This is a genomic window from Nakamurella lactea DSM 19367 (assembly GCF_000426645.1).
Classification (GTDB): Bacteria; Actinomycetota; Actinomycetes; order Mycobacteriales; family Nakamurellaceae; genus Nakamurella; species Nakamurella lactea.
On sequence record NZ_AUFT01000005.1, the window covers coordinates 406,254 to 432,104 of the forward strand.

Below are 25,851 nucleotides of genomic sequence, written 5' to 3' on the forward strand. Positions count from 1 at the left end.
TCAGCGCCCTGGGTACCCGCCGTAGGGCTGATCCGGCGGCCCCTGCTGACCCGGATAGGGCTGGTTCTGCTGACCCGGCTGCGGCGGTCCCGGCTGCTGGGGATGCTGTCGAGGAGGCTGCTGCTGAGCGGGTTGCGGCGGCGGATAGTTCTGGCCGGGCGCCTGTCCCGGCGGAGCAGCCGCGATCGAGCGCTGCTCGTCGTCCGGTCCGGACAGCTGCCTGGCGCCGGTCGCCGCGTCCGCAGCGGCCTGGGCCTTCGACAGCGCGCCGGCCACGTCTGACTTCGAGGCGGCCAGGCTGGCGGCCTCCTGGTCGGCGATGGTCAGCGCGGCCTCCTTCTCGGCCTCCCGCACGGCCTGGGCGACCTCGTCGGCGGTGGTGCCGCCGAACCAGTCCTCGACGTCGTCGTCCATTTCGCCCGGCCTTGAGACGACCTCCTCCTTCGGCGGTTCGTAGCGGAACACCCCGTCGTCGCCCTTGGTGCCGAGCATCCGGGCGAATCCCTCCAGCGACTTGGAGAAGTCGCTGGGGATCATCCAGACCTTGTTCGCGTCCCCCTGCGCCATCTGCGGCAACGTCTGAAGGTATTGGTAGGCAAGGAGTTCCGGCGTCGGCTTGCCTGCCTTGACCGCGGCGAACACCTTCTCGATCGCCTTCGCCTGGCCCTGCGCCTGCAGATAGCGGGCTGCCCGCTCGCCCTGCGCCCGCAGGATCCGGGACTGCCGCTCGCCCTCGGCCGCCAGGATGGACGCCTGCTTGGCGCCCTCGGCGGTCAGCACCGCGGCCTGCTTGTTGCCCTCGGCGGTCTTGATCGCCGACTCCCTGGTGCCCTCGGCGGTCAGGATCATCGCGCGCTTGTCCCGATCGGCCCGCATCTGCTTCTCCATCGAATCCTGGATGGACGGCGGCGGATCGATCGCCTTCAGCTCGACCCGGGCGACCCGGATCCCCCACTTGCCGGTGGCATCGTCGAGCACGCCCCGCAGCTGACCGTTGATGGCGTCACGGCTGGTCAGCGTCTGCTCGAGGTTCATCCCGCCGACCACGTTCCGCAGGGTGGTGGTGGTCAACTGCTCGACCGCGACGATGTAGTTGGCGATCTCGTACACGGCGGCCCGCGGGTCGGTCACCTGGAAGTAGACGACGGTGTCGATGGACACCGTCAGGTTGTCCTCGGTGATCACCGGCTGCGGCGGGAACGAGACGACCTGCTCGCGCAGATCGATGCGGGCCCTGATCCGGTCGATGAACGGGACCAACCAGACCAGCCCGGCGCTGTTGGCCTTGTGGAATCTGCCGAGTCGCTCGACCACGGCGGCCTGCGCCTGCGGGATCACCTTCACGGATCGCAGCACGATGACGACCGCCAGCACCGCGATCACGATTGCAACGATGGCCAGTGGATCCATCCCCGACATCTCCTTCGCTCGGTGGTGACGTCCTACCGCGATGGTCGCCGGAGGTGCGTCACCATTGACTGTAGGTGTTTCCGGTGCTGCTCACCGGGCCTTCCGGCCGGCGAAGCCCCCGCCGGGGTCATTGTCCCCAGATCACCACGGCAGTCGCGCCGCGGACCTCGACCACGGTGACCGGGGTTCCCGGTGGCAGCGGCCGGTGACCGTCGACACCGATCGCCGACCAGACCTCGCCGCCGATCTTGACCTGCCCGCCACCGGCGTCGACGGTGGAGATCACCGTGGCCTGCGAGCCGATTACCGCATCCATACCGCTACGCAGCTGCGGTGTTTTGTGCAGCCGCCGCAACAGCGGCGGGCGGGCGCCGACCACCAGTGCCACCGAGACCAACGCGAAGACCAGCAGTTGGATCCAGAGCTGATCGGTGACCAAGGCGGTGAGGGCGCCGGCCAGCGCACCGCCGCCGAGCATCAGCAGGACGAATTCGCCGCCGAGCATCTCGGCGATCGACAGCACGACCGCTGCGGCGAACCAGATCCATGCCTGCATGTCCTCATCCTGCCAGAGCAGCACATGCGGGACGGGTCCGGCGGTGTCGGGACCGGTACACCGTGACCAGCCCGTGACCGGACCGGCAGACGACCGACCGATCCGGCCCGGAGCCGGGCGTCTAGCCGACCTGGTCGCCGCCGTCCGCGGCGACGAAGTCGATCAACATCTCGACGGCGGTGATCAACGGCGTCTGTAGATCGCGGTAGCTGCGTACGGCCCCGTTGACCCTGCCCCACATGGTGGTCGGGTCGGACACCCCCAATGCGGCACACACCCCGGTCTTCCAGTCGATGCCGCGCGGCACGTCCGGCCAGCCGCGGATGCCGACCAGCTCGGGTTTCACCGCCTGCCAGATGTCGATGTACGGATGGCCGGTGACCAGCACATGGTCGCCGGACACCTGGTCGGCGATCCGCTGCTCCTTGCTCCCGGCCACCAGATGGTCGGCGAGCACCCCGACCCGTCGGCCCGGGCCGGGGCCGAAGTCCGCCAGCGCGTCCGGCAGGTGGTCAAGGCCGTGCAGCGGCTCGACCACGATGCCCTCGACCCGCAGGTCGTGTCCCCACACCCGCTCGACCAGCGCGGCGTCATGGATGCCCTCCACCCAGATCCGCGCCGCCCGTGCGGTTCTGGCCCGAAGCCCCGTCACCGCAACGGATCCGGAGGCCGAACGCTGCGGTCCTGCCGGACCGCTCTTCGGCCGGGCCAGCGTCGTCGGTTGCCCGTCGACCAGGAAGGCGCCCGGCGCCAGCGGGAAGTTCCGCCGGTTTCCGCGTCGGTCCTCCAGCGTCACCGCGGATGACGAACACCCCACGACCGCGCCGCAGAAGCCGGACAGCGGATCCTCGGCCACCACATCGGAGGTGGCCGGCAATACCCGCGGTTGTTTCTTGGCACGGGCGCCGGCGCCCAGCACGTCGGCGGCGTAACGGTCAGTCGACACCGTGCGCACCACCTGTCGAAGGCGCGAACGGCCGGCGGAATGACCGGTGACACAAGTACTCTGGCACGCGGCGTTACGTTACGGGACCGCCCGCGCGGGTCGCGGGAACGCAACGCCGGTGCCAGGACAACGATGGGGGCCGCGATGATCACCCGCCGCGCATGGCTGGTCGCCGGCGTCATCGTCGTGCTGCTGTCGGTCGTCGGTTGCGGCTCGGCGACCGGCGGTGCGTCGGCCGCGACGTCCGGACCGGGCACGGCCGGGACGGCACTCCCGTCCACGGCAGCGACGTCCGGCTCCCCCGTGACATCCCCTCCGAAATCCACCCCGACATCCGCCGAGACGTCCGGTCCGGCATCCAGCGAGACACCCACCGAGACATCTACTCCAACATCCACTCCAACATCCGTTGCTGGCCACGCCTTCGGCGTCTGCCCGACGGTCCCGGTGTCCGACATCCACGGTTTGTCCGACTGCGTTCATCGCAATCTGGTCAGCTATTGGCAGCGGGCGACTGACCGGCCGATCAACCGACCGGTGGTGATCGAGCCGACGTTTCCGCCGGAGCCGCAGGCCTGCTTCGCGCCGCAGACGATCTACGCCTACTACTGCCCGGACAACAGCACCATCTACCTGAACACCAGCATCCTGACGTTGTGGAACAGGCAGTTCACCCCCGAGCAGGTGCCGTACTCGTTGGCGATGACGCTGGCCCACGAGGTCGGGCATGCCGCGCAGTTCGCCGTCGATCCGGCGCTGAAGACCGCCGACACCACCGACCCTGACGTTTCCAAGAAGATCGAACTGCAGGCCGACTGCCTGGCCGGTGTCTGGGCACAGGACCAGATCAGCGCCGGACGGATGGACAAGGCTCAGCTGCTCGCCGTCTGGCGACAGGAGGTCGTGCTGTTGGACACCGCCGAACATCGTCAGATGCACGACGACCCCGACGCCCGACTGGCCGCGACCGAGCGCGGGATGGCCGGCGGCACCATGGCCTCCTGCGGGCTCGAGCCGGGCTGACCGGAACCAGGTCGTACCGTGGAGCGATGTCCGTTCCCGCCGCCTCCGCCCTTGCCCTGTGGGGCGCCGCCTACACCGCAGGCACCGCCGCCGACGACGTGCTCACCGCGATCTCCGGCTTCGGGCTGACCGCCGGGGTCCGCCGGGACGGGCCGGCTCCGGACGGTTCGTCGGCCGCGTCGATCCCCGGCCCCGGTGAGGCGCCGGCCGGGCCGGCGGCGTTGTTGCCACTGCTGCGATCCGGCGCGCCGTCGCTGGTGCTGCCGCGGCCCGGCGACGTCCGAGGCCTGCCGGTGCCGGCCGGTCCGGCCACGGCATCGGCGTTGCGGGCCGGTGCCGCGGTGGTGTTGTTCGAGGTCGGCGTCACCATCGTGCCGATCGACGGCCTGTGGCGGATCTTCGCCGCCACCGGCCGGCCGGTGAACCACGAGCTGCTGCCGGCGCGTGAGGAGTTGGATGCGGCCGTACGGCGCGCGACCGAGCTGTTCGTGACGGCAGAGCTCGGTGTGCAGGCGGCAGCCGCCCGCCAGCAGGTAAGCGACTTCGTGCACCAGCACTCGATGCCGCTGCCGCCCGGTATGCCGGCCCGCGCGGTGGCGCTGCTGGATCGATGCATCCAGTTGGAGGCGCTGCTGGCGGTGATCGGCGCCCACCGGACCGCAGCGGTCAACGGCCACCAATTGGATCAGGTCGCCGCGGTGCTGGGGCCGCTGGGCGACGCCGCCCGTAACGGACGGGCGGCAGCGGTGAATCTGGCGATCGCCGAGCTGCTCGCCGCCCGCCCCCGCCCGGACCTGATCCCTGATCGCTCGGCCTGACCCCTGCCCGCGCGAGGATCCACTTCACTGTCGAGGACTGGCGTAGCTCGTTTCGTCACACCAGTCACAGATCGGCCGAAGTCGATCCTCGCGGCCGAAGTGGATCCTCGCCGGGGGTGGTTGCAGGTGGCGACCGGCGTCAGCTGTCGGTGACTTTCCTGGCCGCATCGGCGATCTTGTCGCCGGCCTGCTTGAGGTTCGCCTTACCCTGTTCGGCCTGACCCTCGGCTTCGGTGCTTTCGTCGCCGGTCAGCTTGCCGAGGCCCTCCTTGGCCTTACCGAGGGCTTCCTCGCCCGCATGCTTGGCCTTGTCACCGAGATCTCCGAGACCCATGGTGTGCTCCTCTCGTCGAGCCGCCGCGCGGTTGCGACGTCCACGGCTGTCGGTACCCACCCGTCGGCCGGTGAAACGTCGCGGCACGCACCCGACGGGATCAGCCGCTACCGCCTCAGGAGCCGGCCTCGTCCGACCCGAATCCCAAAGCGTGGAAGCCGCCGTCGACCATCACCATCGACCCGCTGGTGGCCGGGAACAGATCCGACAGCAGCGCGACCACGGCGCGGGCGACCGGCGTCGGGTCCGAGGTGTCCCAGCCGAGCGGGGCGCGACCGGTCCAACCGTCCTCCAGCCCGCTGAAGCCGGGGATCGACCTGGCGGCCATGGTCCGGATCGGTCCGGCCGAGATCAGGTTCACCCGGATGCCCTTCGGGCCGAGATCCCTTGCCAGATAACGGTTGACGGACTCCAGGGCGGCCTTGGCCACCCCCATCCAGTTGTAGGCCGGCCAGGCCTGCCGGGCGTCGAAGTCCAGCCCGACGATGCTGCCGCCGGCCGTCATCAGTGGCAGGGCGGCCGCCGCGAGTGCCTTCAGCGAGTACGCCGAGGTGTGCACCGCGGTGGCCACGTCCTCCCACGGCGCGTCCATGAAGGGGGCGCCAAGGGTGCTCGGCGGGCCATAGGCAACCGCGTGCAGCACGCCGTCGATCCGGTCGAAATGGTCGCCGAGGCGCTCGGCGAGGGAGTCAAGCTGCTCGGTGTTCGTCACATCCAGCTCGACGACCGGCGCCGGCACGGGCAGTCGCTTCGCGATCCGCTCCACCAGCGACATCCGGCCGAACCCGGTGAGCACCACCTTCGCACCCTGCTGCTGGGCCAGCCGGGCCGCGTGGAAGGCCATCGACGCCTCGGTGATGACGCCGGTGATCAGCACGTTCTTGCCGGCCAGCAGCCCGCTGCCCAACTGGCCGGTCTGCGGGGCGTCGGTACCGGTGTTCTCGGTGGTCGGTTCGGTCATTCTGGTCGGCTCGCTTTCAGCTGGGTGGTTCGGGTGGCTCAGGCAGTGCGGGGTGACAGGCAGGGGGCGACGATGGATCAGTGTCCCATTCCCAGGCCGCCGTCGACCGGGATGACGGCGCCGTTGATGTAGCCGGCGCCGTCGGAGGCCAGGAACACCACCGCGGCCGCGATCTCGTCCGGCCGCGCGTACCGCCCGGCGGGCACCTGGGTGAGGATCTCCTTGCGCCGGGCGTCGGTCAGCGTCCTGGTCATCTCGGTGTCGACGAATCCGGGCGCCACCACGTTGGCGGTGATGTTGCGCGACCCGAGTTCCCTGGTGATCGATCGGGCCAGTCCGACCAGGCCGGCCTTGGAGGCGGCGTAGTTGACCTGGCCCGGACCACCGAGCATCCCGACCACCGAGGAGATGTAGATCATCCGTCCCCAGCGCTTGCGGAGCATCTGGGAGGACGCCCGTTTGGACACCCGGTAGGCGCCGGTCAGGTTCGCGTCCAGCACCGAGGTGAAGGAATGCTCGCTCATCCTCAGCAGCAGGGTGTCGTCGGTGATTCCGGCATTCGACACCAGCACCTCAACCGGCCCCTGCTCGGCCTCGACGGCGCTGAACGCCGCATCGATGGAGGCGCCGTCGGTCACGTCACAGATCACCCCGGCGAGCCCCTCGGGGGCCGATCCGCTGCGATGGGTCACCGTCACCCGATGGCCGGCCGCCTGCAGTGCCCGGGCGATGGCCAGCCCTATCCCCCGGTTCCCTCCGGTCACCAGGACCGACCGAGCGGTGAATGTGTTTCCGGTGTCCTGCACGGCGGCGCTCATGGTGCAGAACACTATCGTCAGGGAGTCCGTCGGCCGATGACCAGTGGGCCGGCGCCGCTCCCGTCAGGGAATGCGCCGGCCGACGACGAGTGCTCCGGCGCAACCGATCATCGCGGCGATCAGCCCGGCCAGCAGCCAGGGCCGCGAGACGTCCTTCTGCACGACCTCGTAGCCGATCTGCTCGCCGAGTTCTGCGTAGACCTTTTTCAATTCCTCGGCGGTGGCCGCCGTGTGGAAGTCGCCGCCGGAGATCTCGGCGATCTTGCGCATGCCGTCCTCGTCCGGCGGCACCGGAATGCGCTGCCCCTCGATGTCGACGCTGCCGGTGGCCGTGCCGAAGGCGATCACCGACACCGGGATCTTCGCCTTGGCGGCCATCTGGGCCGCCTCTTCCTCGGTGCGCCCGGTGGTGCGTTTGCCGTCGGTCATCAGCACCACCCTGGCCGGTGCCGCCTCATCGGTGCCGCCGAAGGTCTTGGAGAACGCCTCGATCGACTGCAGCGCGGTGATCAGCGCCTCGCCGGTGGCGGTGCGCTGATCCAGCTTGAGGTTGTCGATCGCCGCGTGTGCGACGGTGCGGTCGGTGGTCGGCGAGACCAAAACCCTGGGGATGCCGGCGAACGAGATGATGCCAAGGTTGACGCCCTTGGTCAGGTCGGTGACGAACTGGTTGGCGGCCTCCTGCGCGGCCGCCAACCGGGTCGGGGTGACGTCGGTGGCCTCCATCGACAGCGAGACGTCAACGGCCAGCATCACCACCGCGCGGTTCCTGGGCACCTTGGCGTCGGCGGTGGGGCCGGCGGCGGCCACGGTCAGCAGCGCCAGGCCGACCAGCACGACCGCGGTGGGTACGTGCCGCCAGCGGCTCGGACGCTTGGGTGCGACGGTCTCCAGCAGCTCGAGATTGGCGAACTTCAGGGTGTCCTTGCGGGCCCGGTGCTGGGCCAGGACGTACCCGACGATCAGCGCCAGGACGACGGCACCCAGGGCGAACCAGCCGGGGTCGGCGAACGTCACCAAGCCTCCCCTGCATGGGAGCCGGCGCCGGCCGCGGCGGCAGCGGCGCCCGTCCACCCCCGTTTGCGGGTCAGCACGAACCGGACGACGTCGGCGACCCAGTCCCGATCGGTGCGCAGCGTGAGCTGGGCGCTGCCCGCCCGACGCAACGCGGTCGCCACGTTGCGCCGGTGGGCGTCGGCGGCAGCGGCGAAATCGCGGCGCAGCGTTGCCGTGGTCTGGATCTCCCTGGTACGACCGGTCTCCGGGTCGACCAAGGTGACCAGCCCTACCTCCGGCAGCTCGAGATCGCGCGGGTCGAGCACCTCGACGGCGAGCAGGTCGTGTCGTCCGGTCAACGCCCGCAGCGATCGTTCCCAGTCGATCGGACCGATGAAATCGGAGATCACCACCGCCAGTCCGCGCCGACGCGGCGGCCGGCGCAGCTGCTCCAGCGCGGTGACCAGGCTGCCCCGGTCGCCGGCCTCGCTGCGGGGGGTCGACGCCAGCGTGCGCAGCAGGTACTGCAGATACGGTCGCCCGCCGCGGGCCGGGATCCGCTCGAGCCCGCTGCCGGTACTCACCACCGCGCCGATCCGGTTTCCGCCGCCCTGGGTGAGATGACCGACCGCGGCCGCCGCGGCGACCGCCAGGTCCCGTTTCTCGCAGCCGGTGCTGCCGAAGTCGAGCGAGGCCGACAGGTCGGCGACGATCCAGGTCTCGAGTTCCCGGTCGGCCACGGTCTGCCGGATGTGCGGCTCGGTGGTTCTGGCGGTCACCGACCAGTCCATCCGGCGGACGTCGTCACCCGGGTAGTACGCCCTCGCCTCGCCCGGTTCCGAACCCGGACCGGGGACCAATCCCAGGTGGTTGCCCTGCAGCAGCCCGTCCAGCCGGCGCCGGACCGTCAGCTCCAGCGTCGTCAGGGCCGCGTCCAGCCGGGTCGGATCTGCGGTCGATGGCACCCCGGCGTTGCCGCTGCGGGGCTGTGGCATCAGGCGACTCCCGGCGCGGTGAACGGGCTGATCTGCGGCAGCGGGATCGCCTGCAGGAGCCGGGAAAGAATCACTTCGACCGGCACGCCGTCGGCCAGCGCGTCGTACGACAGCACCAGTCGGTGGCGCAGCACGTCGGCGGCCACATCGACCACGTCCTGCGGGATCACGAAGTCCCGGCCACGAACCAGCGCGAGCGCCCGCGCCGCCGCGATGATGCCGAGGCTGGCCCGCGGCGAGGCACCGTAGGAGAGCCAGCCGGCGACCTCGGTCAGGCCGTGGTCCGCGGGCGTCCGGGTGGCATAGACCAGCCGGACCACGTAGTCGACCAGCGCGTGGTGCACGAACACGTTCGCGGCGACCGACTGCAACCTGGCGAGTTCCTCGATGGGCAGCACCTGGTTCGCCTCGGGCGGTGTGACGCCCATCCGATAGACGATCTCGCGTTCCTCGTCCGGGTCCGGGTAGTCGACCAGCAGCTTGAACAGGAACCGGTCACGTTGGGCTTCCGGCAGCGGATAGACGCCCTCGTTCTCGATCGGGTTCTGGGTGGCCAGGACCAGGAACGGGTTCGGCATCGGGTAGGTCTTGCCGCCGATCGACACGTGCCGCTCGGCCATCACCTCCAACAGCGCCGACTGCACCTTGGCCGGCGCCCGGTTGATCTCATCGGCCAGCACGAAATTGGCCACCACCGGTCCGAGCTCGGTGTCGAACTCCTCCCGGCCGGCCCGGTAGATCCTGGTGCCGAGCAGGTCCGCCGGGACCAGGTCCGGGGTGAACTGGATGCGGGAGAAGGTGCCGCCCACCACCTTCGAGAAGGTCTCGACGGCGAGCGTCTTAGCGACGCCGGGGACGCCCTCGATCAACAGGTGGCCCTTGGCCAGCAGGCCGACCAGCATCCGCTCGACCAGCCGGTCCTGCCCGACGATCACGCGCTTGACCTCGAAGACCGTGCGCTCCAGCAGTTGGGCGTCGCGGCCCGGTCCGGCGGTCGCCGCCTCGGTCCGTCCGACCGTATTGCTCGTCATCTCCGCCGTCACCGGCTCCTCCTCGTGATCGACTGCTGCCCAGTCTGCCGTGCCGCGCGGCCCTCGGGCCCGCGGTTGCTCACACCATCATGACGAAAGATCCAGCGGCGTGGACCCGAACGTCCCGGAACGGACCGCGGCCCGGGCGGTGGAGCCGCCCGGGCCGTCGGCGTCGATGGTGCGTTGCCGCCAGTGTCTGTTGCTCGTCTGTGTCCGGGATGTGAACCGTCGCGGACGTGAGCCGTCTCTCGACCTATCAGGTCCCCGGCCGGGTCGCGCCGATGTACCCGTCGTCCCGCCATCCGCGGATCCGCACCGGCACACCGGCCTGCGGGGCCTCGATCAACTGTCCGTTGCCCATGTAGATCGCCACATGGTGGATGGTCGTCCAGTCGGACGTGCTGTGCGCGAAGAAGACCAGGTCGCCCGGCTGCAGATCCTGTCGGGCGATGTGCTGCCCGGACTGGTACTGGTAGGCCGAATAGTGCGGCAGGCTGACGCCGGCCTGGGCCCAGGCGTACAGCGCCAGGCCGGAGCAGTCGAAGCCGTAGATGCCGGAGGCACTGCCGATGCCGTAGCTCGGCCCGTTGGCGTTGCCGCCGCCCCACGAGTAGTTCGTGCCGAGATAGCGCAGCGCGGCGTTCACCACGATCGAGCCCTTGGAGCCGTTGTTGGGCACACTCGAACCGCCGGTGCTCGGTGAGACGGCCCCACCGTCGCAGGCCGAGCCGTTGCCGTTGGTGTCCAGTGCGGCCCGGAATCCGGGGTCGCCCTTCTTCAGCGGCGCCACTCCGGCGGCCCGGGCGGCGTCACAGTCCTTGTAGTACACCGTCGGCGTCTTCGCCGGCAGGCTGGCGTCGCAGGCAATGCCGTTGTTGTTGGGGTCCAGCGCCTTTCGGTAGCCGGGCTCGCCCTTCTTGATGGCGCCGAAGCCCGCGGCCCTGGCGGCGTCACAGCTCTGGAAGTACGCTCCGCCACCGGTGCCCTGGCCCTGGATCTCCTTGAGTTTCGCGGCTTGTTCCTTGGCCTTGCGGGCGGCTTCGATCCGGGCCGCCTCGGTCGCCTGCTTCCGCAGCGCCGCCTGCCGGCCGGCGGCGGCATCGGCCTCTGCTGAGGCCTTGTCCGCTGCCTTCTGCGCATTCGCCGACGACTTCGCGTCGGCCGCCGACTTCTCCCCGGCCGCCTTGGCCCGATCGGCCTGATCCTGGGCCGCCTTCGCCGCCGCCGCCTTGTTCTTGGCGTCGCGTTCGGCCGCGGCCTGGGCCTGGGCATTCTTCTTGCGCTTGGCTGCTGCTGCGGCAGCGCTCGCCCGCGCCGCGGCCTCCCTGGCCTGCTCGGCGCGCTTGGCGTCGGCGGCGGCCTTCGCCTTGGCTGCGGCTTCCGCCCTGGCCTGCGCCTCGGCGGCGGCCTTCGCCTCGGCGGCTGCCTTGGCCGCTGCCGCCTGACGTGCCGCCTCGATCCGGGCCTGCCTGGCCCGCTCTTCGGCAGCCTTGCGTTGCCGCTCTTCTTCGGCCTTCTTCTCCGCCAACCATTGGTTGTAGGCGTCCCGCTGGGCCTTGAGCGACTCGGTGTTGTTCAACGCATCGGCGTAGGCCTGCTGCTGTGCCGCCAGCTCGGATTGCAGGCCGGCGAGCTGGGTCTGGCCGTCCTTGAACGCCGCGGACGCGGTCTGCTGCGCCTTCTGCGCCTCCACCGCCGCCGCTGTGGCCTGCTGCTGGGCCGCCTTCGCGGCATCGAGTGCTGCCCTGGCTGCCGCGTCCTTGTTCGCCTTGATGTTTCGTGCCGTCTGCAGCTGGGCGATGACGTTCAGCTGTGACTGCGACACCTGGTCCAGCATGGCGTCCCGCTGCATCAGGTCGGCGGGACTCTCGGAGCCGAGCAGTGCCGTCATCGAGCCGAGCACCGAACCGTTCCGGAACGAGGCCGCCGCGAAATCGGCCGCCTTCTGCTCGGCTTCGGTGATCTTGTCGCCGGCGGCCGCCGCGGCTGCCGCGGCCTGCTGCGCCGCCCGGTCGGCCTTGGCCGCATCGTCCTTGGCCACCTCAAGGTCGACATCGGCCTTGTTCGCCAGTTCGAACTTGAGCTCCAGGTCGTCCTGCAACTGCGAGATCTTGGATTCGGTGGCGCTCACCTGCCCGGAGAGCCGACCGACCTCGGAGGCCGCATCCGCCGCCTGCTGCTCACTGGAGTTGATGTCGTCATCGGACGGATTCGGCGGTGGTGTCGGCGAGGGCGCGGCGACCAGGGCGGGCACCTGGGCGACCGGCCGGGCCGGGGTGGCGCCGGCGGGAAGCACGGCACCGAGGCCGAGCGCGCCGACGATCGCGATCACGCAGGCGCTCCGTACCACGGCGCCGGCAGCGTTTCGCGCGCTGTCACGCGCTCCGCTGTGCCACTGTCGGACGGAACTCACAAGCTCTCCTCCCCGCGGCGGACGCCACGGACATCGGGGCCAAATGCGACCCTCGAAACCAATGAGCGTTCAGATGTCAATCCGACACGCCCGTGAGCACCATGCCACTTTAGACACCTTGGACGCCACCCGTCCCAGCAAACAAATCGTGAAACTTGCGTCCCATACCGGACATACAGCATGTTTACGGACATTCGGCCGGGGCTTTCCGCCGGAGTAGCGGTTGCGCCGGTCGGGTGAGGCAGACTCGTTCGACGTGACCATCACTCCTCGGCCGCCGACTCCGCCGTCGGCCGTGCGGACCGTCGAATCCGCCGGCCGGCTGATTCCGGCGCCGCATTCGACAGGTCTGCCGTTCTGGCGGTCCGCCGCCGTGCTGCTGTTGCTGACCGGCATCGTCGTCACCCTCGCCGGCACCTTCGGACCGTGGCTGCGGTCGGGTTCGGTCGACCGCAACAGCTACCAGATCGTCGGCGCCCTGCAGCGGTTCCCGCTCGTCGACAACGCGGCGGTCAGCGGCCTGCTCGGCGCCTGGCCGCTGCTCGGGCCGGCGCTGATGCTCCCGCTGGTGCTGGCTGCCTTCCGACTCTGGCGCAGTGCCGGAGCGCTCGCCGTGGTTCTCGGTATCGTCGGGGTGGTGCCGTCCGTCGTCGCGGTACTGGTGGTCGGGACCCGGAGCCGCTACGGAATTCAGCTGGACCTGGTCGGTCCGCTGACGGTGATCGCCGGAGCCGTGCTGGTGATCGCCGGCGGCGTGTTGCTCATGGCGTCGTGCCGCCGGGACATCCGGGTGACGGTCCGCGGTGTCCCCCCGCGATCGGCGGCTGGTCGGCCGGCGTCAGGGAACCGATGACGGACGTGGTTCGTCAGAGGAACGGGCGACTGCCGCGCCGGATGCATTCAGCGGCGCGGTCGGCGCCTCTGCACTAAGCGAGAACAAGTACGCACACCGAGACCGCAACCAAGATCGCATCCTGCAGGAGGGATCGCACGCCGATGAGCGACAACTACGGGCCCCAACAAGGCCAGGGCGGCTGGCAGCCGGAGAACCCGGGCACGCCGCAGGGCTTCAAGGGTCAACCCGCCCCCGGCAACTGGCAGGGTCAGCAGCAGCCGAATCAGCAGCCTTACTCCCAGCAGCCGTACTCCCAGCCCTACCAGAGCGGTCCGGAGCAGCCGCAGCAGCCGTATCAGCAGCAGGCCTACCAGCAGGGTCCCCCGCCGGGACCGCAGCAGGGGTGGCAGCCGCAAGCCCCGGCCGGCTGGCAGCCGCAGGGCGCTCCGCAGCCGAAGAAGAAGAACCTGGGCGTGATCGTCACCGCCGTCGTGGTGGTACTGGCCATCGCCGCCGGCGTCACCGTGTGGCTGGTCAGCAAGAAGGACACCAACACCGCTGACGGCGGCCAGGCGAGCCCGCAGGCGGCAGCCAGCGACATGCTCCTGTCGCTGTCGAACAAGGACGCGGTGGGTGTCGCGCAGCAACTGGATCCCACCGAGGCCCAGGTGTTCACCGACATGTCGGGTGACATCCTCGGCGAGCTGAAGCGGCTGGAGATCATCAAGCCGGACGCCTCGACCGACGCGCTGACCGGCACCGCGGTCACCATGAAGGACCTGACCTTCGACGCCGCCAAGGAGGAGAAGGTCAACGACCACGTGACCATCGTCAAGCTGACCGGCGGCACCGTGACGATCAACAGCGACGCTGCCAACCTGCCGTTCACCGACAAGATGAAGCAGATCGCCGGCAGCGAGCTGGACAAGGTGCAGCCGGAGTCGAAGACGTACAACATCGCTGACGTGGTGAAGGACAACGGCGGCGAGCCGATCCGGATCGCCACCGTCAAGCGCGGCGACAAGTGGTACCCGAGCCTGTTCTACACGATGGCCGACTACTGGCTGCAGGATGCCAAGAAGTCCAATCCGGCGTTGAACACCAAGGAAGCCGCGCAGTCGATCGCGGCGGTCGGGGCCGGCTCTCCCGAGGAGGCGGTGACCGGTCTGCTGGACAAGGCGACCGCCGGCGACTACGAGGGCGTGATCGGCATGCTGCCGCCCGACGAGATGGGCGTGCTGTACGACTACGGCCACCAGATGTTGCTGGCCGGCAACGTCAAGAGCGGGCAGGCGCCGACCGACATGCCCAAGATCAGCAACCTGTCGTTCAGCACCAGCGCCGTCACCGGCGGCACCCAGGTGTCGCTGAAGACGGCCACCATCGAGGCTGATGGCAAGACCGTCAGCATCGCGGTGGACGCGGCCGCCGGCAAGGTCACCGTCGAGGTCGACGGGCAGAAGCAGGAGTTCACCGGCGACAACGTGCTGCAGGCCGTGATGGGCGGCAGCACCGGTAGCCAGCTGCCGCCGCAGATCGCCGACCTGATCAAGCGTGAGTTCAAGCAGGTACTGAGCCTGGGCGTGGTGACCACCGAGGTCGACGGCAAGTGGTACGTCAGCCCGTTGCGCAGCTACTCCGGTGCGGTACTGACCCTGCTGAAGGGTCTGCAGCCGGGCGACATCGACTACCTGCTGCAGCTGGCCGGGAAGTGACGATCGAGCACTGACCCGGGCGCGGCCGACGACCGACCGCGACCGGAACGACGAACCCGCTGTGGTGCACCCGCACCGCAGCGGGTTCGTCGTCCGTGCCGGTCGACCGGTGCGGATCCGGGTGTGCCAGGGGCCGGCCGACGAGCGGGACGCTGCCGTTGCCGGTAAAACAGGACACGCGTACTGTTAGGCCGAGTGGCCGGGCCGAGCACCCGTTGACGCCCACCGGAAGACCGTGTCGAAGGAGATGCAGACGTGAGCCCCAGCAAGAACAGCTTCGCCGCCCAGGACACCCTGACCGTCGACGGCAGGGACTACCAGATCTACCGGATCAAGGGGGTCAAGGGTCTGGAGGACGCGGACCGGCTCCCGTTCTCGTTGAAGGTCTTGCTGGAGAACCTGATCCGTACCGAGGACGGTGCGAACATCACTGCCGATCACATCCGCGCGGTGGCGCAGTGGAAGCCGGACGGCGAGCCCGACACCGAGATCCAGTTCACCCCGGCCAGGGTGATCATGCAGGACTTCACCGGCGTGCCGTGCGTGGTCGATCTGGCCACCATGCGGGAGGCGATGTCCGACCTCGGCGGAGACCCGGACAAGATCAATCCGCTGGCGCCGGCCGAATTGGTGATCGACCACTCGGTGATCGCCGATGTGTTCGGCCGGGCCGACGCGTTCGAGCGCAATGTCGAGCTGGAGTACGAGCGCAACCGTGAGCGCTACCAGTTCCTGCGCTGGGGCCAGACCGCCTTCGATGAGTTCAAGGTGGTACCGCCGGGCACCGGCATCGTGCACCAGGTGAACATCGAGTACCTGGCCAGAGTGGTGATGGTCCGCGACCTGGACGGCACGCCGACCGCCTACCCGGACACCCTGGTGGGCACCGACTCCCACACCACCATGGTCAACGGGCTGGGTGTGCTCGGCTGGGGCGTCGGCGGCATCGAGGCGGAGGCCGCCATGCTCGGCCAGCCGGTCTCGATGCTGATCCCCCGGGTGGTCGGGTTCAAACTGACCGGCGAGCTGCCGGCCGGCACCACCGCCACCGACCTGGTGCTGACCATCACCCAGATGCTCCGCCAGCACGGGGTGGTCGGGAAGTTCGTCGAGTTCTACGGCGCCGGGGTGGCCGCCGTGCCGCTGGCCAATCGCGCCACCATCGGCAACATGAGTCCCGAATTCGGTTCCACCGCAGCGATTTTCCCGATCGACGAAGAGACGATCAACTACCTGCGGCTAACCGGCCGGCCCGACGAACAGCTCGCGCTGGTCGAGGCGTACGCCAAGGAGCAGGGGCTGTGGCACGACGCTGATCACGAGCCGGACTACTCGGAGTACCTCGAGCTCGATCTGTCGACGGTGGTGCCATCGATCGCCGGCCCGAAACGTCCGCAGGACCGGGTGATCCTCGCCGAGGCCGTCGACGGGTTCCGGGACGCGCTCAACGCCTACGTCACCCACGATGAGCACAACGGCGCCGACGAATCACTGCTGGAGACCTTCCCGGCCTCCGACCCGGCGTCCACCAATCCCAACCCCGGTAACCACCCGGCGCACCAGCCCTATGCCGCGTCGCTGGCGCCGCGGGCGTCGGCACCGACATCGGTGACGATGAACGGCCAGACCTTCGAGATCGATCACGGACACGTCGCCATCGCGGCGATCACCAGTTGCACCAACACCTCCAACCCGCAGGTGATGCTCGGGGCAGCGCTGCTGGCGAAGAAGGCCGTCGAGAAGGGGCTGGCCAGCAAGCCGTGGGTGAAGACCACCCTGGCTCCCGGCTCCAAGGTCGTGATGGACTACTACGAGCGGGCCGGCCTGCTGCCGTACCTGGAGAAGCTGGGCTTCAACCTGGTCGGCTTCGGCTGCACCACCTGCATCGGCAACTCCGGGCCGCTGCCCGACGAGATCTCGGCCGCCGTCAACGAATCCGACCTGGCCGTGGTCTCGGTGCTGTCCGGCAACCGCAACTTCGAGGGTCGGATCAACCCCGACATCAAGATGAACTACCTGGCCTCGCCGCCGCTGGTGGTCGCCTACGCCATCGCCGGATCGATGGACGTCGACATGGTGAAGGATCCGCTGGGTACCGACACCGACGGAAACCCGGTGTACCTCAAGGACATCTGGCCCAGTGAGCACGAGGTCGAAGAGATCATCGCGTCCGCCGTCAACGAAGAGATGTTCGCCTCCGGCTACTCCGACGTGTTCGCCGGTGACGAGCGCTGGACCTCGCTGCCGACACCCGAGGGCAAGATCTTCGAGTGGGACGCCGAGTCCACCTATGTGCGCAAGCCCCCGTACTTCGACGGGATGCCGGCGCAGCCGGCGCCGGTGCAGGACATCAGCGGCGCGCGCGTGCTGGCCAAACTCGGCGATTCGGTGACCACCGACCACATCTCCCCCGCCGGGGCCATCAAGGTCACCTCACCGGCCGGCAAGTACCTGGCCGAACACGGCGTGCAGCGGCGGGACTTCAACTCGTACGGGTCGCGGCGCGGCAACCACGAGGTGATGATCCGCGGCACCTTCGCCAACATCCGGCTGCGCAACCAGCTGCTGACCGACGTCGAGGGTGGCTTCACCCGGAACTTCACGGCCGGCGATCCGACGGCGCCGCAGGATGCGCCGCAGACCACCATCTTCGAGGCGTCCGAGGCGTACGCCGAAGCCGGTGTGCCGCTGGTGATCCTGGCCGGGGCCGAGTACGGCTCCGGTTCGTCGCGGGACTGGGCGGCGAAGGGTACCGCGCTGCTCGGCGTCAAGGCAGTGATCGCGTCGTCGTACGAACGGATCCACCGTTCCAACCTGATCGGGATGGGCGTCATCCCGTTGCAGTTCCCGGACGGAAAGTCGGCCGAGGACATGGGTCTGGACGGAACCGAGAAGATCGACATCGAGGGGATCACCGAGCTCAACGAGGGTCGGACGCCCAAGACCGTGACCGTTCGGATCACCCCGACCAAGCCGAACCACGAGCCGGGCAGCTTCGAGGCGACCGTCCGGATCGACACCCCGGGCGAGGCCGACTACTACCGCAACGGCGGGATCATGCAGTACGTGTTGCGCAACCTGCTCGCCGGGTCGTCGAAGTAGCAGCGGCGAAGTAGCAGCGGACCGGTAGGACAGGGCAGAGCGTACGGTGCCCCGGGTCAGTACCGACAAACTCGAGGCGCGTCGCCGTCAGATCCTCGATGCCGCCCGTACCGCCTTCGCGCGGCACGGGTACGAGGGGGCGACGGTGCGCGTCCTCGAGGAGGCCGCCGGACTGAGCCGGGGCGCCATCTTCCACCACTTCGCCGACAAGGACGCGCTGTTCGTCGCACTCGCCGAGGCGGATGTGGCGGAGATGGCCGAAACCGTTGCCGAACAAGGCCTTGTGCAGGTGATGCGGGAGCTGATCGCGAACCCGGACCCGGGCTGGTTGGGCACCCAGCTGGAGATCTCCAGACGCTTCCGCACCGACCCGAAGTTCCGGTCATTGTGGGCCGAGCGCCGCAGCGCGGTGGGCAACGCGACCCGTGATCGGCTGCGCCGTCAGCTGGCTGCCGACGTGCTCCGTGAGGACGTCGACATCGAGGTGCTGGCCTCCTACCTCGAGCTGGTTCTCGAGGGCCTGGTCACCCACCTGGCCGCGGACCTACCCGCCGACCGCTTCTCCGCCGTCCTGGACGTGGTCGAATCGTCCGTACGCCGCTGACCGCACTCCCCCTCTGGCGCTTATCAACTTCACAGGCGCTTACGAAATAGGCGACACCTGCCACTCTCGTACCAGATCCTGCACGTTCACAAGCGCATCGGAAGTTGATAAGCGCCGGGTGGGGAGTCAGCCGGTGGAGCCGGTGGATTCGTAGCCCTGGCGGATGAAACGCTGCAGGCCGATGAACAGCACCATGACCGGCAGGATCGCGATGGTGGCTGCGGCGAACAGCTGCGGATAGTTCGGGCTCTGTGACGTGGTGTACGACGACAGCGCCACCTGCACCGTCCACGAGCTCGGGTCCTGGCCGATCACCAGGGGCCAGAGGAAGGCATTCCAGCTGCCCAGGAACGTGATCGCGGCGACCGCCGCGACGAACGCGCCGGAGTTCGGCAGCACCACCCGCCAGAAGACCCCGAAATAGCCGAGCCCGTCGATCCGGCCGGCCTCCTCCAGATCCTTCGGGAAATCGGTGAACTGCTGACGGAACAGGAACACCGCCAGGGCCGAGAACAGCCCCGGGATGATCAGCCCCTGCAGCGACGACACCCACCCGAGGCTGGACACCATGACGAAGGTGGGCACGAAGGTCACCGCGGCCGGGATCATCAGCGTCGCCAGCACGACACCGGTAAGCAGTCCGGAGAACCGGAACGGGATCCTTGCCAGGCCGTACCCGGCCATCGCCGCAAGCGCGACGGTGAGGGTCGTCTGGACGATCGACACCACCACCGAGTTGAACAGGCTCCGGGCGAACGGGATCGTGTCGTTGGCGAAGATCGCCGAGAAGTTGTCCCACTGCAGGGTTTCCGGCCACAGCGTGAAGGTCCGGCCGGCGATCTCCCGACGCACCGAGAGGGAATTGCGGATCAGCAGGTAGAACGGGATGAGGAAGATCAGCGACCCCAGCGCCAGCATCGCGGTGCGCAGGGCGACGCCGATCCGGTCCAGCGGCTCGCGCCGGATCCGGTGGTCCCTCGGCACTTTCGTGCTCGCCCTGGCAGCTGCCGCCCGATCGGCCTGCGGTGACGAGACGGTCGCGCTCACGCCGACCGCCTGCGTCCGGTCAGGAATCTCGCCTGCAGCACGGTCACCAGGCCGATCAGGACGGCCAGGATGATCGCCCCCGCGCTCCCCCGGCCCAGGTCCTGTTGCGAGCCGAGCGCGATGTAGTACAGGTAGACCAGTGGCGGCCGGGCGTACGGCGGGTAGCTACCGAAGTTCGACAGCGTGTTGTAGAACTCGTCGAACGCCTGAAAGGCGTTGATCAGCAACAACACCAGCACGGCCACGGAGGTGGCGCGCAACTGCGGGAAGGTGATGTACCGGAACGTCTGCCAGCCGGCCTTGGCGCCGTCGATGGCCGCCGCCTCGTACAGGATGGGCGGGATCCGCTGCAGCCCCGCCAGGAACAGGATCATGTAGAAACCGACCTGCAGCCACAGCCGCAACGTCACCAGCACCAGCCAATACCAGGGCGGGTGGGTCACCGACAACCAGGCGACGTTATCGAACCCGAACCAGCCGAGCACCGTGTTGGCCAGACCCGACCTGACACCGTTGAAGATCGTCATCCGCCAGATCAGCGAGGCCACCACGTACGAGCAGGCGGTCGGTAGGAAGAATGCCGATCGGTAGAACGCCTGGAACCAGTGGGTCCGGTTCACCGCCAGTGCCAGCGCCAGACCGAAGGCGTACGTCACCGGCACGATGAACACCGCGAACACCGCGAAGGTGCCGAGGCTGGACAGGAACGCCGGGTCGGTGAGCATGAACTTGTAGTTGTCGAACCCGACGAAGGTGGTGGGGGTGACGGTGTTCCGGGCATCGAAGAACGACAGGTAGATGCTCCAGAGGATCGGGATGTAGACAAAGATCAGCAACCCGAGCAGGAATGGCCCGACGAACACCCAGAACCACAGGTTGCGGTTCTGCGGTCCGAGCAGCTTCCTGCCCAGTCCGGCGCGAGGAGCGCCGACCGCCGCCTGAGAAGCCACGACCGGCCGGGCGCTACTTGACGACGCGCTTGAGTTCGGCGTTGACCTTGCCGACAACACCGGCGAGGGTCTTCGTCGGATCGGCACCGTCCTTGATGATCTTGGTGACGGCGTCGCTCATCGCCGTGCCGGAGGCCGGCGTCCAGAACAGCGGGGTCTGGGCATGCCCGTTCTCCTGCAGGATCTTCACCGCCTCGGCCGCCTCCCCCGACTTCAGTTTGTCGGCCTTGGCGGCCAGGCTCGCCCTGGCCGGCACGTGGAACCCGTAGCTGGTCGCGAAGTCGATCTGGAAGCTGGTCTGATCGACCCACAGCCACTTGACGAAAGCCTTTGCCGCATCCGGGTACTGAGACTTGGCGGCGACACACGACCCGTAGGCGCCGATCGGCACGCTGGGTGCGCCGGCCCCCGAACTGGAGAACTTCGGCCATGGCAGTACCCCGAAGTCGTCGCCGAGTTCCTTCTGCAGGGTCGGGAAGGTCCACAGCCCGGTCCACTGCATGGCGCACAGCTCGTTGACGATCGCGTCCGGCGCCGACCAGTCGGTGGGCGCCCCGAGCAGCAGGCTGCCCGAGGTGAACAACTCGTGCAGCTTGCCGAACGCCGTGGCGACCGCCGGATCGGTGAAGCCGACCTTGTTGTCCTTGGTCAGGTAGTCGGCGCCGACCGACCACAGGGTCGGACCGACCAGCGTGCCGACACCGCCGTCGTTGCCGACGAACAGCCCCTTCAGGTCGCCGTCGGTCAGCGCCTTCGCGGCGGCCGCGAGCTCGTCGAAGGTGGTCGGCGGCTGGATGTTCTTGTCCGCCAGCATCGACTTGCGGTACACCAGCAACTGCATGTCGATCACCTGCGGGATGGCGTACAGCTTCCCGTCGTAGGTCATCCGCTCGATCAGGGACTGGGTGAAATCGTCCTTGGCATCACCCAGCAGGCCGTCCAGCGGGAGCACCTGTCCACCCTGAATGGCGTCGATGCTCGGGCCGTTCCCGGCCTCGAAGACGTCCGGCGCGTCGGAGGTGAGCAGCGCGGCTGCGATCTTCGAGTCGTAGTCGCCCGGGAACCAGCCGACCTTCACCGTCGCGTTCGGGTAGGCGGCGGCGTACTTCTCGACGGCCGCCTTGGTGCCCTCCTCGCCGTACTCGTGGTACCACTGATTGAGGGTCGGCTTGGCCCCCGCGGGGCCCGAGGCGGACGAAGCCGAGGAGGCAGCGGATCCCGCCCCGGACGCCGGCGACGACGCCGCGGACGACGCCGCGGAGGTCCCCGCCGTGGTACCCGCGGTCGCCTCGGTGCTGCCCGCGGCGGCACTGGTGGTTCCCCCGTCCCGACCGGTGTTCGATCCGCAGGCGGCCAGAATGCCGGCGGCGGCGAGCGTGCCGCCGACCGAGAAGAAGGCCCGCCGATTCAACGGTCCGGGCCGGGTGCGCCCCTGGTCGTTGCCAACAGTCATCGTGTTCTCCCTCGGTTCGCGAACCTTCGCGCGGCCGGTATCGGTGGGCGCGCTCCGTCAGCCTAGAACTCGGAGCTGCACGGCGAGACAGGCAGCCTGTCGGATGTCCGGGTAAACCCCCTCGCCCGGGCCACCGTCCCGTCCTAGGGTGCGAACATGGGACTACGACTGGAAGCAGTGGCCTTCGAGGTGGCCGACGCGACCGCGGTGGCGGCCTTCTGGGCCGGCCTGCTGGACCGGGAGGTCCGCACCGGGCCCACCGGCGCGTTGCTACCGGGTGACAGCACGCAGGTCGGGCTCCGCTTCGTCAGCTCCGAGACCTGGCAGGTCGGCCGGCGACGACTGCACCTGCATCTGACCAGCAGCAGCATCGAGCACCAGCGGCGAACCGTCGAGACTTCGCTTCGGCTGGGCGGCCGTCACCTGGACGTGGGCCAGGGGCCCGACGCCGAGTACGTCGTGATGGCCGATCCCGGCGGCAACGAGCTGTGTGTCATCGATCCGGGCAACAGCTATTTGGCCGGCACCGGCTACCTCGGCGAGGTCACCTGCGACGGTTCCCGGGACGTCGGACTGTTCTGGCGTGACGCACTGGACTGGCCGCTGGTGTGGGACATGGGCGCGCAGACCGCGGTCCAGTCACCGTTGGGCGGCACCAAGATCTCCTGGGACTCCTGGGGCGCACCGCCGATCGATTCCCGGGCCCGGAGCCGGCAGCACTTCGATCTGGTCAGCCCGGACCCGACCGGCGAGGCGGAACGACTGGTCTCGCTCGGCGCGACCCTTCGTGCCCGGTCGGCCGACCGCGTCGAGATGGCCGACCCCGACGGCAACGAATTCATCGTCCGCGCAGGCTGAGTCCAGACCCACCGGGAACCCATCGACAACCGTCGTCGCCCGTCAGGCGTCGGAGAACCGGGCGATGGTGGCGCTGGCCCGGCGTACCGCGCCCGGGCCGTGCGCCGACTCGGCCGCGCCGGCCGGGATCACGTCCTCCAGGAACTCGTAACTGTGCCGCAACGCCAGCGCCGGCCGCGAGCCGGTCCCCGCTCGCTCGGTGACAGTGCCGAACCAGTCGGCGATGTCGCCCCAGCCGGGCGCGGCCAGCGAACCACCGACCTGTTGCACGGCCAGGCCGGCACACAGATTGCCGAACGCCATTCGTTGCCGCAGCGGCCAGTTCTGCAGGGTGCCGACGATGAATGCCGCGGAGAACACGTCGCCTGCGCCGGTCGCGTCGACGGCGTTCACCGGCAGCGCCGGCACCCATTCCTCCTCGCCGTTGACCCCGTCCAACCCGATCGAGCCCTGCCCACCGCAGGTGACGATCACCACCGGCACCAGATCGGCCAGCGCCATCAACGCTGCGCGTGGATCCTCGGTGCGGGTGTAGGCCATCGCTTCTGCGCTGTTGGGCAGGAACGCGTGCAGTTGCCCGAGCTGATCCAGCACCTCGGCCGGCCACTCCAAAGTGGCATCCCAGCCGACGTCGCCGAACAGCAGAGTGCCAGCGGCAGACGCCTTTTGCGCCCATTCGCCGTTGGCCGCGCCGAGGTGTACGACGCCCGCTCTGGCGGCCGGGAGATCATTGAGCAGGTGGTCGATGGGCACCGGCGGTGGATGCTCGTGGGTCACCATCGCCCGGTCGCGGTTGACGGCCATCGACACCGTGACCGGTGAATGCCAGTGGTCGAACCGACGGGACGCCGACAGGTCGATGTGTTCCTGATCGGCCAACGTCGTCCACAGGAAGTCGCCGTAGGAGTCGTCGCCGAACGCTGCCGACAGTCCGGTGTGCAGGCCGAGCCTGGCGGCGGCGACCGCCAGGTTCGCCACCCCGCCCGGCGAGCTGCCCATTCCCTCGGCGAACAACTCGGTGCCGGCGGTCGGCAACCCGGGGAGCCCGGTGAACACGATGTCCAGGAAGACGGTGCCCTGCATGATCACGTCGAGGGCGGCCGGCCGGGCGGCATCGGGGCCAGCTGGGCTCTCGGTGTCTGCTTCTGTCTGGGTCTGGATCTCGGGCAGCGCCATGTCCAACAGCCTGCCATCCGGGGCGCCGGATACCCTGCTGAATATGCGTCTGGTGCTGTTGGGTGGCGGCGGGTTCCGAACACCGTTGATCTTCCGGGCCCTGCTGCAGCGTCGGGACGAGGTCGACGTCGACGAGCTGGTGCTGTTCGACCTGAGCCCCGACCGGCTGACGGTGATCGCCGCCGTGCTGGACGGGATGGCCGTCGGCGTCCGGCGCCCGCCCCGGGTGCGGCTGACCACGGATCTGGACGACGCGCTGACCGGCGCCGACGTGGTGTTCGCCGCCATCAGGGTCGGCGGCACGCAGGGTCGGGTGCGCGACGAACGCCGGGCCCTGGAACTCGGCGTGCTCGGACAGGAGACGGTCGGCGCCGGCGGGCTGACCTATGGACTGCGCACGCTGCCGGTGATGCTGGAGATTGCCGAACGGATCGGTGCGCTGGCGCCGTACGCCTGGGTGCTCAACTTCACCAACCCCGCCGGGATGATCACCGAGGCGCTCCGAGAGCTGCTGGGCGATCGGGTGATCGGCATCTGCGACTCCCCCATCGGCCTGGTCCGCCGGGCGTGTCGGGCGCTGGACGTTCCGGAGTCCGCTGCGACCGTCGACTACGTCGGGATCAACCACCTCGGCTGGCTGCGCTCGCTCCAGCTGGACGGCACCGATCTGCTGCCGTCACTGTTGGCGGACGAAGCAGGACTGGCCGGCATCGAAGAAGGACGGCTGTTCGGCGCCGAACTGTTGCAGGGCCTGCGGGCGATCCCGAACGAGTACCTGTACTTCTATTACGCACAGCGGGATCTGGTCGCCGAGCTGGCCACGGGCCGGACCCGCGGCGAGGTGGTCGCCGACAGCCAACGGGCGTTCTACCGGGCGTTCACCGACGCGGGCCCGGTCGAGCCGGCGGCGGCGCTGGCCGCCTGGTCCGAGACCCGGATGAGCCGGGAGCGCAGCTACCTTGCCGAGGCGCGCGGCGCCGACGAACGCGATCAGCAGGATCTGTCCGGCGGGGGGTACGAGCACGTCGCCCTCGATCTGATGGCGGCGCTGGCCGGCGGCCCCGCGCGGACGTTGATCGTCAACAGCCGCAACGGTTCCGCGGTGCCACAGCTGCCGCCGGAACTGGTCCTCGAGGTGCCGGCAACCGTGACGTCCGACGGGGTCGGTCCGCTGCCCGTGGCCCGGCCACTGGACCTGCACCAACTCGGCTTGATCGCCTCGGTGCGGGCGGCCGAACGCACGCTGATCGACGCGGTCCGGCACCGGTCGTCAGCCACCGCGCGGTTGGCGTTCGAACAGCATCCGCTGATCGGGTCACCGCGGATCGCGGCGGCCCTGGTTGATTCGACCGTCGCCGATCATCCGCAGCTCGGATCGATCCTGCGCTGACTCTGAGATCCCGGGCCGCGTCGCTGGGCGGGCCGCGTCGCTGGGCGGGCCGCGTCGCTGGGCGGGGTGCGACCGCCCGCGGCATGGTCGCACGGTCGTGGGCTGGTCAGCCCGGCACCGCTCGCCTGCCCCGGGTCGCACCGCCTCGTCCGCGCAGCGGCACCCCCGCGTCGACCAGGATCCGGTGGACGAATCCGTAGGACCGGCCGAGATCGCCGGCCAACGTCCGGATGCTCGCGCCGGCCAGATATCGCTCCCGGATCCCGGCGCTGACCGAATCCCGTTCCGGGCCGGTGATCCTGGCCCCTTTGCGAAGTCCTGCCTGCTTGCGGCGACCGACGGTGTTCGAGGTATCGGACGCCGTCGACGTCGCTGATTTCGGTGCCTTGGTGACCATGGCACGACCCTTCCGCTGGATCG

General features: G+C 69.2%; 23 protein-coding genes. 8 read left to right on the forward strand and 15 right to left on the reverse strand.

Annotated elements, in window-relative coordinates; translation table 11 throughout:
• The 3 genes from K340_RS0105070 to K340_RS0105080 form a co-directional block, all read right to left on the reverse strand.
• Positions 1–1,410 (reverse strand): SPFH domain-containing protein, encoded by a 1,410-nt coding sequence (locus K340_RS0105070; RefSeq protein WP_037362683.1) that lies wholly within the window; start codon positions 1,408–1,410, stop codon positions 1–3.
• 127 nt (positions 1,411–1,537) lie between these two features.
• Entirely contained in the window at positions 1,538–1,966 is a 429-nt protein-coding gene (locus K340_RS0105075) for an NfeD family protein (RefSeq protein ID WP_029135927.1), read from the reverse strand.
• Between the two features lie 121 nt (positions 1,967–2,087).
• Complete coding sequence (locus K340_RS0105080; RefSeq protein WP_037362928.1) at positions 2,088–2,912, reverse strand: DUF3097 domain-containing protein; 825 nt, start codon at positions 2,910–2,912, stop codon at positions 2,088–2,090.
• A 132-nt stretch (positions 2,913–3,044) separates the two neighbouring features.
• Between K340_RS0105080 and K340_RS0105085 the strand changes: the two genes are divergently transcribed.
• Positions 3,045–3,935: a neutral zinc metallopeptidase gene (locus tag K340_RS0105085; protein ID WP_161632055.1), complete on the forward strand. Its 891-nt coding sequence runs from the start codon at positions 3,045–3,047 to the stop codon at positions 3,933–3,935.
• Positions 3,936–3,961: 26 nt separating this feature from the next.
• Positions 3,962–4,753 (forward strand): hypothetical protein, encoded by a 792-nt coding sequence (locus K340_RS0105090; protein ID WP_029135930.1) that lies wholly within the window; start codon positions 3,962–3,964, stop codon positions 4,751–4,753.
• A 139-nt stretch (positions 4,754–4,892) separates the two neighbouring features.
• Here K340_RS0105090 and K340_RS0105095 read toward each other — a convergent pair whose 3' ends face one another.
• From K340_RS0105095 to K340_RS33870, 7 genes are all read right to left on the reverse strand, one after another.
• Complete coding sequence (locus K340_RS0105095; protein ID WP_029135931.1) at positions 4,893–5,087, reverse strand: CsbD family protein; 195 nt, start codon at positions 5,085–5,087, stop codon at positions 4,893–4,895.
• Between the two features lie 115 nt (positions 5,088–5,202).
• Positions 5,203–6,048: an enoyl-ACP reductase FabI gene (fabI, locus tag K340_RS0105100; RefSeq protein ID WP_051265097.1), complete on the reverse strand. Its 846-nt coding sequence runs from the start codon at positions 6,046–6,048 to the stop codon at positions 5,203–5,205.
• A gap of 77 nt (positions 6,049–6,125) precedes the next feature.
• A complete protein-coding gene (fabG, locus tag K340_RS0105105; RefSeq protein WP_051265099.1) occupies positions 6,126–6,866 on the reverse strand; it encodes a 3-oxoacyl-ACP reductase FabG in 741 nt (246 codons plus the stop codon).
• Positions 6,867–6,929: 63 nt separating this feature from the next.
• Complete coding sequence (locus K340_RS0105110; RefSeq protein ID WP_029135934.1) at positions 6,930–7,883, reverse strand: VWA domain-containing protein; 954 nt, start codon at positions 7,881–7,883, stop codon at positions 6,930–6,932.
• Positions 7,880–8,857 carry a DUF58 domain-containing protein gene (locus K340_RS27585; RefSeq protein WP_051265101.1) on the reverse strand — a complete coding sequence of 326 codons (978 nt, stop codon included), beginning with the start codon at positions 8,855–8,857 and terminating at the stop codon, positions 7,880–7,882. The genes K340_RS0105110 and K340_RS27585 overlap by 4 nt, the downstream gene beginning before the upstream one ends.
• Positions 8,857–9,888 (reverse strand): AAA family ATPase, encoded by a 1,032-nt coding sequence (locus K340_RS0105120; RefSeq protein WP_029135935.1) that lies wholly within the window; start codon positions 9,886–9,888, stop codon positions 8,857–8,859. Before K340_RS0105120 ends, K340_RS27585 begins: the two co-directional genes overlap by 1 nt.
• A gap of 256 nt (positions 9,889–10,144) precedes the next feature.
• Positions 10,145–12,220: an NlpC/P60 family protein gene (locus tag K340_RS33870; RefSeq protein ID WP_029135936.1), complete on the reverse strand. Its 2,076-nt coding sequence runs from the start codon at positions 12,218–12,220 to the stop codon at positions 10,145–10,147.
• A gap of 337 nt (positions 12,221–12,557) precedes the next feature.
• On the opposite strand from K340_RS33870, the gene K340_RS0105130 reads away from it, so the two are divergent.
• The 4 genes from K340_RS0105130 (at position 12,558) to K340_RS0105145 (ending at position 18,557) form a co-directional block, all read left to right on the forward strand.
• Positions 12,558–13,154, forward strand: a complete 597-nt coding sequence (locus tag K340_RS0105130; RefSeq protein ID WP_154674083.1) for a hypothetical protein — start codon at positions 12,558–12,560, stop codon at positions 13,152–13,154.
• A gap of 143 nt (positions 13,155–13,297) precedes the next feature.
• Positions 13,298–14,851 (forward strand): hypothetical protein, encoded by a 1,554-nt coding sequence (locus K340_RS27595; protein ID WP_051265103.1) that lies wholly within the window; start codon positions 13,298–13,300, stop codon positions 14,849–14,851.
• Between the two features lie 255 nt (positions 14,852–15,106).
• Complete coding sequence (locus tag K340_RS0105140) at positions 15,107–17,953, forward strand: aconitate hydratase (RefSeq protein WP_029135938.1); 2,847 nt, start codon at positions 15,107–15,109, stop codon at positions 17,951–17,953.
• A 46-nt stretch (positions 17,954–17,999) separates the two neighbouring features.
• Positions 18,000–18,557 carry a TetR/AcrR family transcriptional regulator gene (locus K340_RS0105145; protein ID WP_029135939.1) on the forward strand — a complete coding sequence of 186 codons (558 nt, stop codon included), beginning with the start codon at positions 18,000–18,002 and terminating at the stop codon, positions 18,555–18,557.
• Positions 18,558–18,683: 126 nt separating this feature from the next.
• Here K340_RS0105145 and K340_RS0105150 read toward each other — a convergent pair whose 3' ends face one another.
• The 3 genes from K340_RS0105150 to K340_RS0105160 all read right to left on the reverse strand — a co-directional run bounded on the left by K340_RS0105150 (position 18,684) and on the right by K340_RS0105160 (position 22,007).
• The gene (locus K340_RS0105150) at positions 18,684–19,475 is read right to left on the reverse strand and encodes a carbohydrate ABC transporter permease (RefSeq protein ID WP_037362939.1); all 792 of its coding nucleotides are present in this window, start codon (positions 19,473–19,475) and stop codon (positions 18,684–18,686) included.
• Between the two features lie 125 nt (positions 19,476–19,600).
• Positions 19,601–20,554 carry a carbohydrate ABC transporter permease gene (locus K340_RS0105155; RefSeq protein WP_051265105.1) on the reverse strand — a complete coding sequence of 318 codons (954 nt, stop codon included), beginning with the start codon at positions 20,552–20,554 and terminating at the stop codon, positions 19,601–19,603.
• 13 nt (positions 20,555–20,567) lie between these two features.
• Positions 20,568–22,007, reverse strand: a complete 1,440-nt coding sequence (locus K340_RS0105160) for an ABC transporter substrate-binding protein (RefSeq protein WP_051265108.1) — start codon at positions 22,005–22,007, stop codon at positions 20,568–20,570.
• 156 nt (positions 22,008–22,163) lie between these two features.
• Between K340_RS0105160 and K340_RS0105165 the strand changes: the two genes are divergently transcribed.
• Complete coding sequence (locus K340_RS0105165) at positions 22,164–22,865, forward strand: VOC family protein (protein ID WP_029135943.1); 702 nt, start codon at positions 22,164–22,166, stop codon at positions 22,863–22,865.
• Between the two features lie 42 nt (positions 22,866–22,907).
• Here K340_RS0105165 and K340_RS0105170 read toward each other — a convergent pair whose 3' ends face one another.
• The gene (locus K340_RS0105170; protein ID WP_084614058.1) at positions 22,908–24,041 is read right to left on the reverse strand and encodes a carbohydrate kinase family protein; all 1,134 of its coding nucleotides are present in this window, start codon (positions 24,039–24,041) and stop codon (positions 22,908–22,910) included.
• A 43-nt stretch (positions 24,042–24,084) separates the two neighbouring features.
• On the opposite strand from K340_RS0105170, the gene K340_RS0105175 reads away from it, so the two are divergent.
• Positions 24,085–25,431: a family 4 glycosyl hydrolase gene (locus K340_RS0105175; RefSeq protein ID WP_029135945.1), complete on the forward strand. Its 1,347-nt coding sequence runs from the start codon at positions 24,085–24,087 to the stop codon at positions 25,429–25,431.
• Between the two features lie 106 nt (positions 25,432–25,537).
• On the opposite strand, the gene K340_RS0105180 is transcribed toward K340_RS0105175, so the two are convergent.
• Positions 25,538–25,828, reverse strand: a complete 291-nt coding sequence (locus tag K340_RS0105180; protein WP_245599453.1) for a helix-turn-helix domain-containing protein — start codon at positions 25,826–25,828, stop codon at positions 25,538–25,540.
• Between the last annotated feature and the right edge of the window lie 23 nt (positions 25,829–25,851).